This window comes from Bradyrhizobium sp. SZCCHNR1093, assembly GCF_032381175.1.
GTDB lineage: Bacteria > Pseudomonadota > Alphaproteobacteria > Rhizobiales > Xanthobacteraceae > Bradyrhizobium.
Genome location: NZ_JAUHJJ010000003.1, coordinates 15,853 through 28,351, shown reverse-complemented (window position 1 = coordinate 28,351; position 12,499 = coordinate 15,853). Strand labels below are relative to the sequence as shown.

The 12,499-nt window shown below is 65.1% G+C and carries 12 protein-coding genes; 8 read left to right on the top strand and 4 right to left on the bottom strand.

Annotation, left to right across the window (positions count from 1 at the left end):
• The first annotated feature begins 15 nt into the window (after positions 1-15).
• Genes QX070_RS11250 through soxA form a run of 5 tightly spaced genes read left to right on the top strand, consistent with a single transcriptional unit; the run spans position 16 to position 3,314 of the window.
• Entirely contained in the window at positions 16-1,293 is a 1,278-nt protein-coding gene (locus tag QX070_RS11250; protein WP_315737703.1) for an NAD(P)/FAD-dependent oxidoreductase, read from the top strand.
• A complete protein-coding gene (soxX, locus tag QX070_RS11245; RefSeq protein WP_409998886.1) occupies positions 1,280-1,723 on the top strand; it encodes a sulfur oxidation c-type cytochrome SoxX in 444 nt (147 codons plus the stop codon). The genes QX070_RS11250 and soxX overlap by 14 nt, the downstream gene beginning before the upstream one ends.
• A gap of 15 nt (positions 1,724-1,738) precedes the next feature.
• Positions 1,739-2,218, top strand: coding sequence for a SoxY-related AACIE arm protein (locus QX070_RS11240; RefSeq protein ID WP_409997772.1), 480 nt, complete (start codon positions 1,739-1,741; stop codon positions 2,216-2,218).
• Entirely contained in the window at positions 2,218-2,538 is a 321-nt protein-coding gene (gene soxZ / locus QX070_RS11235; RefSeq protein ID WP_315737129.1) for a thiosulfate oxidation carrier complex protein SoxZ, read from the top strand. The genes QX070_RS11240 and soxZ overlap by 1 nt, the downstream gene beginning before the upstream one ends.
• A complete protein-coding gene (gene soxA / locus QX070_RS11230; protein ID WP_315737702.1) occupies positions 2,538-3,314 on the top strand; it encodes a sulfur oxidation c-type cytochrome SoxA in 777 nt (258 codons plus the stop codon). The genes soxZ and soxA overlap by 1 nt, the downstream gene beginning before the upstream one ends.
• Before the next feature lie 244 nt (positions 3,315-3,558).
• Here the strand turns inward: soxA and QX070_RS11225 are convergent, their stop codons facing one another.
• The 3 genes from QX070_RS11225 to QX070_RS11215 form a co-directional block, all read right to left on the bottom strand.
• Entirely contained in the window at positions 3,559-5,214 is a 1,656-nt protein-coding gene (locus QX070_RS11225; protein ID WP_315737128.1) for a regulator, read from the bottom strand.
• A 75-nt stretch (positions 5,215-5,289) separates the two neighbouring features.
• Entirely contained in the window at positions 5,290-5,976 is a 687-nt protein-coding gene (locus QX070_RS11220) for an isochorismatase family cysteine hydrolase (protein WP_315737127.1), read from the bottom strand.
• Positions 5,977-6,225: 249 nt separating this feature from the next.
• Positions 6,226-7,338, bottom strand: coding sequence for an MBL fold metallo-hydrolase (locus QX070_RS11215; protein WP_315737126.1), 1,113 nt, complete (start codon positions 7,336-7,338; stop codon positions 6,226-6,228).
• Positions 7,339-8,917: 1,579 nt separating this feature from the next.
• On the opposite strand from QX070_RS11215, the gene QX070_RS11210 reads away from it, so the two are divergent.
• Positions 8,918-9,223 carry a hypothetical protein gene (locus tag QX070_RS11210; protein ID WP_315737125.1) on the top strand — a complete coding sequence of 102 codons (306 nt, stop codon included), beginning with the start codon at positions 8,918-8,920 and terminating at the stop codon, positions 9,221-9,223.
• A gap of 141 nt (positions 9,224-9,364) precedes the next feature.
• The gene (locus QX070_RS11205) at positions 9,365-9,709 is read left to right on the top strand and encodes a hypothetical protein (RefSeq protein ID WP_315737124.1); all 345 of its coding nucleotides are present in this window, start codon (positions 9,365-9,367) and stop codon (positions 9,707-9,709) included.
• An 825-nt stretch (positions 9,710-10,534) separates the two neighbouring features.
• Here the strand turns inward: QX070_RS11205 and QX070_RS11200 are convergent.
• Positions 10,535-11,572: a S1C family serine protease gene (locus QX070_RS11200; RefSeq protein ID WP_315737123.1), complete on the bottom strand. Its 1,038-nt coding sequence runs from the start codon at positions 11,570-11,572 to the stop codon at positions 10,535-10,537.
• A gap of 156 nt (positions 11,573-11,728) precedes the next feature.
• Here QX070_RS11200 and QX070_RS11195 point away from each other — a divergent pair, with 156 nt between their 5' ends.
• A complete protein-coding gene (locus QX070_RS11195) occupies positions 11,729-12,496 on the top strand; it encodes a thermonuclease family protein (protein WP_409999161.1) in 768 nt (255 codons plus the stop codon).
• Positions 12,497-12,499: the final 3 nt, after the last annotated feature.

The following is a 12,499-nucleotide window of genomic DNA, read 5'->3' as shown; positions in this document are numbered from 1 at the left end:
TGCTATTGCAAGATGATGACGATGTCCCGGCAGCGCACGCGCAGAGAGGTCGGCGGCCTGATCGCGGCAAGCGTTGCCATGATCGCCGCCCCTGCCGTGCTGCGCGCACAAGCGATGGCGCGCGTGGTCGTGATCGGCGGCGGCTTCGGCGGCGCCAGTTGCGCCCGCGCGCTGCGCCAGGCGGATGCGAAGCTCGACGTCACCCTGGTCGAGGCCAACAAGACCTTCACGGCGTGTCCGCTCAGCAACGAGGTCATCGCCGGCCTGCGCGATATCAGTGCCCAGCAGTTCGGCTATGACAAGATCGCAGCCGAAGGCGTGAGCGTCGTGCTGCAGACGGCCACGGCGATCGATGCGCCGGCCCACAAGGTCACGTTCGCCGACGGCACCACGTTGGCCTATGACCGGCTCGTGCTGGCGCCCGGCATCGATCTCGATTTCACGGCCCTGCAGGGCTACGACGAAGCTGCATCAGAAGCGATGCCGCACGCCTACAAGGCCGGCGAGCAGACGCTGCTGCTGCGGAAGCAGATCGAGGCGATGCCGGATGGCGGCACCGTCGCCATCGCGGTGCCGGCCAATCCGTCGCGCTGCCCGCCGGCGCCTTACGAGCGCGCCAGCCTGATCGCGCATTACCTGAAAACGCACAAACCGAAGTCGAAGGTGCTGATCCTCGATGCCAAGGACAGCTTCTCGCAGCAGAAGCTGTTCGAGCAGGCGTGGCAGCAGCTCTATGCCGGAATGATCGAGCGTATCCCGCTGTCGCAGGGCGGCCGCGTCACCGGCGTCGACGTTGCCACGCGCTCCGTCGTCACCGAGTTCGGCAACTACAATCCCGATGTGACCAACATCATCCCGCCGCAGAAGGCCGGCCGCATTGCCTCGCTCGCCGGCGCGGCCGACCGCACCGGCTGGTGTCCGATCGATGCCGCGACCTTCGCCTCAAAGCTCGTCCCGGATGTCCACGTCATCGGCGACGCCTGTCTCGGCGGCGGCATCCCGAAATCGGCCGGCGCCGCGCAGGCGCAGGGCAAGGCGTGTGCGGCCGTGATCGTGCGCGATCTGACGGGACGGCCGTCGGAGCCGCCGCCGCTGACCGGCATCTGTTACAGCATCGTCGCGCCGGACTACGCGTTCTCGCTGGCAGGCGTTTATCAGCCCAAGGGAGACATCTTCGCCGAGGTCGAGGGCGGCCGGAGCAGCCCGGTCGACGCCCCGCGCGAGACGCGCGCGCGTGAGGCCGACGCGGCGACGGCCTGGTTCAAGGCGCTGACCCATGATGCCTTCGGCTAGCGTTCTGATCGCCGCGATCGTCGCCGCCCTGCCCGCCGCTATCACGGCGCAGGCACTCGCGCCCACTACGATCACCGGCGACGGCATCGCCTCCTCCCTCACCGGCCAGTCCGGCAACGCCGAGCGCGGCCGCGCGCTCGTCCTCGCACGCAGTTCGACCTGCATCCTCTGTCACTCCGGCCCGTTTGCGGAGGTGCGCTTCCAGGGCGATCTCGCGCCCAGCCTTGCCGGGGCCGGCAGCCGTTCGACGGTCCCGCAGCTCCGCCTGCGGCTGGTCGATGCCTCCAGGCTCAATCCGGAAACGATCATGCCGTCCTACTACCGCGTGGATGGGCTGACGCGCGTCGGTTCCGCCTGGCGCGACAAGCCGATCCTGTCGGCGGAGCAGATCGAAGACATCGTCGCCTATCTCGCGACCTTGCGCGAGTGAGCCCATATGATTGGCATGTTCGAATCGTCCCACATCTCGCGCCGCCACCTGCTGCAACTGGCGGGAACGCTGACCGCCGCCGGCGCGCTGCCGCTGATCACGGTCCGGCCTGCGCAGGCGACGCCGGCGATGCTCGCGTCGGCGATCCGCAATCTCGTCGGCGAGGCCAATGTGACGGTCGGCAAGGTCCGGCTCGACATCCCGCCGCTGGTCGAGAACGGCAACACCGTGCCGATGACCGTCAGCGTCGATCATCCGATGACGCCTAACAGCTACGTCAAGAGCATCCACGTCTTCAACGAGAAGAATCCGCAGCCCAACGTCGCCAACTTTCACCTGACAGCGAGCGCCGGCCGCGCCCAGGTGACGACCCGCATCCGGCTCGCCGATACCCAGAAGGTCGTGGCGATCGCAAGACTGTCCGACGGCTCGTTCTGGTCGGCGAGCGTCGATGTCATCGTGACGCTCGCCGCCTGCACCGAGGAGATGCCGTGATGCCTGCCGCCCTCGTCAACGTTCCCGCCAAGGCCAAGCGCGGCGCCGTCATCGAGATCAAGACGCTGATGAGCCACGTCATGGAGCCGGGCTATCGCCATACGGCCGCAGGCGAAGCCATCCCGCGCGACATCATCACCAGCTTCACCTGCCGCTTCAACGGCACCGAGATCTTTCGGGCCGATCTGTTTCCCGCCATCGCCGCCAATCCGTTCCTGTCGTTCTTCACCACCGCGCGCGAGAGCGGCCGCTTCGAGTTCGAATGGATCGGCGACAACGGCTTCGTTGCCAGCGCCTCGGCGACGATCACGGTCGAATGATGCGGAGCGCGCTTCTCGCGGTCACAGCTTTGCTGGGCGCAGCGTTGCCTGTCGTCGCGGGTGAGATTGCGGAATCCGCGCGCCGCTCCGGCTATGACTTCATGTCGTCCGACACCAGGGCGATGCAGGACGACGACACCGCCAATCCCGCGATGCTGTCGGTGCTCGATGGTGAGACGCTGTGGACGACGAAGGCGGGCACGGCGAACAAGTCCTGCAACGATTGCCATGGCGAGGTCGACGTCAGCATGAAGGGCGTCGCCGCGCGCTATCCGGCCTTCAATGCCGCCAGCGCTGCTTCGGTCGATCTCGGCCAGCGCGTCAATCTCTGCCGCAGGCAGCATCAGGAAGCTGAACCGTTCGCCCCTGAGAGCCGCGAGCTGCTGGCTCTGACAGCGCTGATCGCCCGGCAATCGCGCGGCATGCCGATCACCGCCGGCGACGATCCGCGGCTGGAGCCGTCAGTTGCGCGCGGGCGCGAGCTGTTCATGCAGCGGCAGGGCCAGCTCAACCTCGCCTGCTCCAATTGTCACGATGACAATTGGAGCAAGCATCTTGCCGGCTCCGCGATCACGCAGGGACAGCCGACGGGCTATCCGATCTACCGGCTGGAATGGCAAGGCATGGGCTCGCTGCAGCGCCGCCTCCGCGGCTGCATGACCGGCATCCGCGCGCAAGCCTTCGACTTCGACGCGCCCGACATGATCGCGCTCGAGCTCTACCTGATGTCGCGCGCGCGTGGCATGCCGATGGACGCGCCGGCGGTGCGGCCATGAGTGCGTCGAACCAAACCACGACGCAACCAACCAAGATCGGATTGATGGGGCAACGGAGCCGCGATGCCCCGCCTCTCCTTCACCGATCCGCATGCGCAGGGACGCATCGGACCGACCCGGATGCGTCGCTGTTCGCCCTGCCGGCGTTCCACCGTCATTCCGGGGCGATCGGCAACGCGAAGGCGCAAAGCGGCTGCGCGTTGACGATCGATCCCGGAATGACGGTGGTCGTGACGTCATCGGACTACTCCGCGGGCGCCGCCTGCATCTCCGCATGCGGAACGTAGCTCTCGGACATGCCGAGCCGGCCCAGCGCGAACAATCCGCCGGCGACCACGACATAGGCCAGCGCCACCGCGGGCGTCACGCCGAGGCCGCCGCCGATGCCGACCGCTTCACCGTGCATGAAGCCGAAATAGGTCATGACGGCACCGGCGAGCGCGAACGCCGCCGCCTTGGTGAAGTCGCGCTCGATCACGAACACGCCGATCGCGCCGAGCACGAGCCCGGCGAGAATCGAGCCGCCGCCCATCACCTCCAACCCATGATAGAGCACGCCCTGCTGCGGCAGCGCGGCGATCGCAGCGGTCTTGACCGCATCGACCTTGTCGGCGGCGAGGCCGCCCACGGTCTGCGCCGCCGTCACGGTCGAGGCCAGCATGGTGTCGATCTGCAGCTTGGCCCAGGCGGCGAGATGCGGCGTGAAGGCGAGCACGATCGCGGGCGCATGCTTGACCGGCGTGGTCTGGAACGCCTGCGCACCGATCAGCATGCCGATGTAGAGCAGGATCGGCGAGATCGCGACCACCGGCACCAGTGCCAGCAGCACCGAGATGATGCCGAGCCAGGACAGCACGATCACCATCAGCCCGGTCGCCGCGGAGTAGCCGATGCGGCCGCCCATCGCCTTCCAGCCGGGATGGCCGATATAGACCGCATTGATGAAAGGATTGCCCATCATGCAGCCGATCAGGCTGACGATGCCGTCGGCGGTCAGCACGCGCGTGGTCGGATATTCGTCGCCCGCGGCTTCCGCGCTCTCGACGTTGTCCATGGCCTCGACGAGGTCGTAGATACCGAACGGGATCGCGGTGACCAGGATAACGCCGAGATATTCGAAGCCTGAGAACACCGTGCCGAACGCCGGCAGCGGCACCGAGAAGCCGAAGCTCGCAAAGGCATCGCCGACGCCCTTGACGCTGAGGCCGCCGAGACCGAGGCCGAACAGGTTCGAGCCCCAGGCGATGACCATGCCGACCGCGATGGCGACGAGCCCGGCCGGCAGCCCCTTGGGATATTTCACGCCGCCAAACCAGCTCACCAGAATGATCGCGAAGCACACCAGGCCGATCTGCGGCGTCATGTACATCTCGAGCGCCGGGCGCATCGAGATGAAGGTGACGGAGACGCCGGCGAGCGTGCCGAGCAGCGCGGCGCGCGGCGTGATCTTGCGGATGTAGGGCGCGACGAAGCCGCCGATCATCAGGATGAAGCTCTGAAAGAACACCCAGACCAGGCCGGCCGACCAGCCCTTCAGCGGATCGCCGGTCTTCAAGGTGATCGGCAGCATGATCACGAAGGTGACGATGAACATGTGCGGCACGCTGACCCCCGAGGGTAGCGCACAGACGTCGCTGCGTCCGGTCCTCTGCGCGAGGCGGTAGGCGAGGAACGCGTAGTAGAACGTCGACAGGCACATCATCAGGCCGAGCGCCGGCAGGATGCGACCGAACACCAGGCTGTCCGGCATCTTCAGCACGAAGCGCAAGAGCCCGGTGAGCACGAGCATGTTGACGAGGATGTTGGTGCCGAAACCGAAGAATGCGTTCCAATCGCCGGGTGTCCACAGCACCGGCTTGAAATCCGCCTTGACCGCGCTTGCCGTCCCGCTTCCGCTCATCGCCTTGCTCCCCTGTTGCTGTCAGCGCCTACATCGTCGAACTCATCCGTCTCAACTCGTCTCTCGGCTCATCTCTCAGTTCATCGCCTTCAGAACCGCGGCGGAGTCAGCGACCCAGCCGAAGATGCCGCCCTGGGCCTTGATCATCTTCAGGCCTATCTCGTGGAATTCCGGGAAGTAGGACGCGCAGCCGTCGGAGATGACGACGCAGCGATAGCCGCGGTCATTGGCCTCGCGCACGGTGGTGTTGACGCAGACCTCGGTGGTGACGCCGCACACCAGCAGGTTTTCGATGCCGTGATGCTTCAGCACCTCACCGAGTTCGGTGGCGTAGAATGCGCCCTTGCCCGGCTTGTCGATCACGACCTCGCCGTCGACGGGATAGAGCGCGGGAATGATGTCGTGCCCGGCCTCGCCGCGGATCAGGATGCGCCCCATCGGGCCGGGATCACCGATGCGAAGGGATGGCGCGCCGCGCTCGACCTTGGCCGGCGGCGCATCGGACAGATCCGGCTTGTGGCCCTCGCGGGTGTGAATGACGAGCATGCCCATCTTGCGCGCCGCCCCCAGGACGTTCGCGATCGGCGTCACGGCGCGCGCGAGCTGCGAGACGTCGTTGCCCAGCGTCTCGCCAAAACCGCCCGGCTCCATGAAGTCGCGCTGCATGTCGATGATGAGCAGCGCCGTCTGGTCCCAGTCGAGCGCGATCGGCTCGGGCTCGGCGGCGATGCTCACTCCACCCGATGCAATTGAGTCCGCCATGGCGACCATTGCCTCCCCGCGAGAATGGCTCGCAAGTAACGAAGCAAGCGCTGTGCCATTGTGTACAATCGGCTCGCGCTTGCCGCGGATTTGGAAGAGACAACCGTTTCAATGACTTGAGAAAAGGACCTGAAGCTGCTCGATTGCCGGGCAGCCGCCCTCGCCGACGCCTCAGCTTATTTCTTGGGCGGCCGCTGCACGCGGCGCATGGTCCCGATGGTCAGCCCGTCGCGAAGGTGGGGCAACCACCTAGGTCGTAAACGTATAGAGCGTTCCGACGTTCGACTGGAACACTTTCCCCGGCATTTCGCGCCGGACCATGTCGTAGAACGGCTCGCCCGTACAATGGGCCGGCATGAGGTAATCAGGGTTGATGTCCTTCAACTCCGCGATGACCTGCTTGAAGTAGGCATCGTCGAGCGGCGGCACGAGGTGGAAGCCACCAATCACCGCGTGAACCTTGTCAACTCCCGATGCGCGCTGGGCCTGCCTGATGGTGTTGATGACGCCACGATGGCTGCACGAGGTCAGAATCACCAGACCTTTTCCCTTCAGCAGGAAATTGGTCCCGATCTCGTGCTCGAAGTCGTCCACGACGAACTCGCCGGCGTTTTTCGCCGGCGAGACCTTGTCCGGGAAGCAGCCGAATCCATTGGCGATGCCGACCTTCTCGCGACTGGGACTGAGCGGCTTTTCAAAGCTGCTTTGCGCGATCTTGCCCGTCGTGAACGCATGATCGGCAACGACGGCCGGCCCGTCCGCCATCATCAGGATGAGGTTCGACTCCTTGATGGCCTGGCGATCGAGCGCCCCGAACTGACCACCATTCCCGACGGTCCGCGTGCAGAAACAGTCCTCACCGCCGACAAAGAAGGGCAGATCCTTCTTGAGCTTGCCCTTTGTCGCGGAGAGAAACCCCACCATGCCGCCGAAGTGATCGTAATGGCCATGGCTGAGGACGAGCGCGTCGAACTCCTCGGGCTGGATCTTCAGGATCTCCATGTTGGTCAGCGGCGTGACCGGATTGTATCCGAAATCGACGAGGATATTGCGGACCTCATTGTCACGCTGGGATTCAGCGTGCATCGAGAGGCCCGATTCCCCGACCAGGGTGGCGCGGGGCGGCGCATCCGGTGTTTCATTGCCCTGCATGCGCGCGATCGAGAGGTCACCGAGCTTTTGCGATATCCCGAAGCGACGGACAATGATGTCGCTGACCATGCGAACCTTCAAGCGATCGACCTGCGGCACGGCTCCGCCGAGTGCCTGAGCCCTTGCGCTCCGCCCGCTCCCGACCAGCGTGCCCACCATCGCGGACACAAAGCCCGCGCCGCCGGCGCAAAGCAGGTGGCGTCTCGACAACGACGGCGATCGAGTCATCAACCACACGGACGAAACAACATGGCGGCCTCCTCTCGGCACGACTTTCGGGTCGGGAGCTTAATCCTCTGGTCCCGGCAGCATTGACATCGGACAATGCGAGGGACCCTGGAGGGCGATGGAGCAGCGCTTGTCGGGTTCCGTCTGGCCCAAGGCGCCGCCCGGCCCCGAACGCGATGTCCGTTCTTCAGGCCAGAGCCGATCTACCGCAGTCCAACGCCAAGCAGCGGCTTGCGCCCCAATGCGGACTACCGAGATTGAGCACGCCAAGGGCGGTTGGGGACGCCCCCCGGCGCGCATTGAGCAATGTCTGCAGGATTTGGGCACTGAAAATGGTTCTGCCTCGCGCACCGCATACCTTATAAATGATGCGTGGGAAGGCGAGGCTCGAATGACTGACTTGGAAAGCTTCATCGTCAACCAGAACCTGGTTCACTACAAAGCGCTCCTGCGAGAGGAGACGGATCCGCATAAGAGCCGCATATTGCTCCGGCTGATCGAGAATGAAATGGGGAAACTACCCGCCTCCGCGAAGCGCATCGAGATACCTAAGTCGAGATAGCCAAGATGTCCGGCTTTCAATGACCTAATTATACTTTCGTCTCCTCGGTGTGACCGCCCCTGGATCGTTCACCAGTGACACCGAACGAATTGGGCCGTCGAATGTCACATTCGACGGCCCAATTTTCGAACGCGAGGCGCCGAGCAAAGCTCAACAGCCGATTTTCGTTTGTAAGTAGTGTGAGTTGTCTGTCTGTGGGGGAACTGATGGCGCTGACGCAGAGCGAGTGGTCGCAAACGTATCCTCGCGCCGCATTGCGGGGTGTTCTGGCGGACGCTGCAAGAACGATACCCGAAGCAAAGCGGACACCTTCCTTGATGGCATGCCTCGCCGAGAAGATCTTGGCCTCGGCGGCTGACGGCCAAGAGAAGCCGGTCGATCTATGTCGCCGCGCCATCGAGAAGGTGCAGGAATCTTGTCCTGACTGCCGCGCATGCCATGGCTTGCAAGCAGCCCACAACAGCGGTCGCTCGCACGAAAAACTGTAGATTTCCGGTCGCAGCCTGTTACGTGGAGTGACAGACATATGGGCGCATCCGAGCCACCTTGGCTTAACTGCTTCAGGCATTCATCTAAATCCCCCGCAGAGAATTGGTGCGCCTTTGAGTCGCCGGTGTGTGTCGGGTGTACGAATGCCGTGTCGTCTCACCCTTCAGTGGGCGCTCACAAAGATCCTATGAAGTCCGAGGAGATCGAAGGCTGGTTTCGCGGTCTCAAGTCGTGCAAGGTTTCTGATGGCATGAGAGATTAAGGTCACCCCGCCGATGTCGGCACGTGCCCTTTCCCGACTTGTCGACCGAGGTCCAAATGCGTCTGCTTGCCTGACTTGACCGGGCCTCATTGTTGATGGATTGACCCGGGCGGCGCGGTCCGGGGGCGGCCCATCGCCTTCCAGCTTAGAGAGTGCGCATCCGACGCACATGATTGCCCTGTTGATCTCGGTCAATGGGCGGGCTCGTATTGAGATCAAGGTCGCGCAACTTCGCAGTAGGACACTCCATGATCAAGCGATTAGTTACAATGGTGACGTGTTCTGTGCTCAGTTTGATCGGAGATGGTCCAACTGGAAAGCTGGTCCTCGTCGGCGGCGTCCACAGGACGCCCGGGGGTCTCGCCCTAACCCAAATGCAGGAAGGAACCGCAACGATCGAGATGAAGGACGGAAGGGCAGTTGGCTTAGCCGGGTCCGGCAAGGCCCTCATCAAGTTCACGTCGGGCGCGTTGGCAGGCCTGTCCGGCAAGACCCCCAAGTTCGTAACGAAGTCAATTGGCTTCAACCGCTTCGACATCCTGTGGTCGGAGTAGCTCCGCCTATCGGTCGCTTGCGCCCCCCGGGTCGGGGAGAGTTGCCGCCCTTGTTCCAGCGCAGGCCATGATCCGGTCCATGCAACCCAAGCTCTAGGTCTTCGGTTGCTCGTTCCTTCGAACGACGAAATGGAGAAAGGCATGAACAGCCAGCCAGCGTTCAATCGCGGATCGTCCACCGAAATCGCCGGGCAGATCGACGCCGTTGCCTGGGCCGTGTTCTTCATATGGGTCGGCATCGCCATGCTGGTGCCGGTGCCCTGGGAATGGTTTCTCATGGGTGTTGGCATCCTCATCCTCGCGGCGGAGTATGCCCGCTGGCAGATGGACATCAGGATCGAAGGCTTCTGGGTCGCTTGCGGGGTCGTGTGCTTCGCAGGGGGGCTTTGGGCGCTTCTCAACTTGCCTTGGCCACTGGCTCCGATCCTGATCATTGGTCTCGGAGTGTGGTTGCTTGCTAAGATCATCGTGGATGCTAACCGTTGACCAGCCGCCCTCTGGCCATCCTGTGTAGCAAGCCGTCTTGGGCCCAGCGGTGCATCGGTCCGGAATTTGGGCTCCAGCCGACGTTCCGGACAGCGTCCCGCAAGGTCCATGGCCACCTTGAACTTCGGGTAGAAACATGCTGCGTATTTCCAGAAATCGCGGTTGTCTGCGCATCCCGCCTCACTGCGGAGGAGCGTTGCGCGCGATCGTCACGACACGCGAGGCGGGGAGCGATGGCCGCGAGAGATCGCAGTGTGTCTTCGGATGCGCGGACGAACGATCGCTTGCGGACGTGAAGTCGCAGCGTCCTGACACCCCGATGCTGGTGTCCCGCGCAATGCGCAAGCGTTGTCGCGAATGGTGGCCAACAAGCCCGGCGCACCAGGGAGACTGCGTATAAGCGTGAAGACCATCGCGCAGGGAATGCCGGCTACGGCAGCACCTGGGGTACCTGCCGCCTGCATTTTTTCAGCAGGCGGGCCATGGGTGAGGCCTTCACCCGGCATTCCCTGCGCCCTCTGCACTATCAGGAGGGACCGAACTGATCGCAGAACTCGGGCGCGACGCGCCGCGGGAACGAGACCTTATACCAATCGCTGTTTGAAGCGTATATCCGACCCACCCACCGCTGTCGTCCCGGGCAAGCCGTGACGCGCGACAGCGCGGCGCGGCGCCGACCCGGGACCCATACGCCGCGGCGGACGTGTGGCGCGAGGTGCTCACGACGCACCTGCCTCAAACTGCTCCCTGGGGTTATGTGTCCCGGCGTTCGCCGGGGCGACAGCTGTGGTCGTGGCTGCAGCTCAGCATCTCACGAATGCAATGCTAAGACGCCTGCCTTGCCACCGGCTTGCGCTCCACCGGATCGATGTCGATGCCGCGCAGCCGTCCCAGCCGCAGCACGTCCATCGCGATGGTACGGCCGATGCGGTCGCGGTCGAGCACGCGGATCAGGTCGTCGACGCCGTTGATGTCGACGCCGTCGAGCCTGATCACGACGTCGCCCGGCAGCAGGCCGGCGCGGGCCGCGGGCCCGTCCGGCTCGATCTGCATCAACAGCGCGCCCATCTTGTTCTCGACACCGGCGAGCAACGCATGTCGCCGCGGCACCGGCGCGGTCTGCCCGGACACGCCGATATAGGCGCGGCGGACATAGCCGTGGCGGATAATCTCCGACAGCACGAACTGGGCGGTGTTGCTCGCGACCGCAAAGCAGATGCCCTGCGCGCCCTGGATGATGGCGGTGTTGATGCCGATCACCTCGGCGGCCGACGACACCAGCGCGCCGCCGGAATTGCCGGGGTTGAGCGCGGCGTCGGTCTGGATGACGTCCTCGATCATGCGGCCCGACACCGAGCGGATCGAGCGCCCCAGCGCCGAGACGACGCCGGCGGTGACCGTCGATTCGAACCCGAGCGGGTTGCCGATCGCGACCACGAGCTGGCCGCGGCGCAGGCTCTTGGAATTGCCGAGCGCGGCGTAGCGCAGGTCGCGCGCGTGATTGGCGCGCAGCAGCGCCAAATCGGTGTCGGGATCGACGCCGAGCACCTGCGCATCGGTGACGATGCCCTCGACGTCGCGCAGCCGGATGCTCTTGGAGGAGCCGACCACATGGCTATTGGTCAGCACGAGGCCGTCGGGCGAGATCACGATGCCCGAGCCGAGCCCGCCGCGGGAGCCGGCGGTCGCCCCAGCCTTGGGGCCGGTTTCGACACGCACGACCGCAGGACCGACGCGCTCGGTGACATCGATGACGGCATTGGAATAGGCGTCGAGCAGCGCGCGGTCATCGGCCGGCGCAGGGTCAGACGCACGCGCCGGCGACAGCGCATCGCCGGCGAGATCGGAGGTAAAGTCCAACATGGCAAGATTTCCTTCGCCCGGTCAGATGGGTAGCAGCCGCCCCCCGCGCAAGGTGGCCGTCCGGCGGCACCGTTCCGCGCCGCCCTTGGCGAGACTCACGCGCGCTGTGATAGGACTTCGGCCGGGTATTTGATGAATGTGATTGCGGGAGGAAGCATGCGGCTGCGAGACCGGCTGTTGTCGTTGTGTGGGGCCATAGTGCTGGGAGCCGGCATGACCGGCGGGTCGCTGGCCGCAAGCGCCACGGTGCGCAGCGGCGACACGATCCAGCTCGGCGACACGGTGTTCCGGCTCGACGGCATCGATGCGCCGGAGGTCGACCAGCTCTGCATCGACGATCACGCCGATTCCTGGAGCTGTGGCGTCGAGGCGCGCGAGCAGCTCGGCAAGCTGATCGGCGGCCGCGCGGTGCGCTGCGACGATCTCGGTCCGGACAAGCCGCTCAAGACCCGCAGGATCGGCCTCTGCACCGTCGACGGCGACAGGGTCAGCCTCAACCAGCAAATGGCGCGCGCAGGTTTCGCCGTCGGCGCCGACCCGGCCGCGAAGGCGCGGGTCAAGGACGATGTCGCCGCGGCCAAGGAGGCGCTGCGCGGACTCTGGAAGGGCTGCTTCGTCGCGCCGGCCGAGTTCCGCACCGACAAGAAGGACGGCGCCCTGCTTGGCGCCGCCTGCCGCACCGACCGCGACCGCGAGATCCGTGCCGTGCTGTTCCCGGACGCGCCGAGCGCGCCGCCGGGCTGCAGCATCAAGGGCAAGTTCGCGGTGCGCGCGCGCGTCACCGGCAACATCGGCATCTATCATCTGCAGGGCTGCCCGAGCTATCCCGCGACCACCGAGCCCGATCGCTGGTTCTGCTCCGAGGACGACGCCCGCGCCGCCGGCTTCCGCCGCGCCTTCAACTGCCGCGCGCCGAAGAAGTGAGTC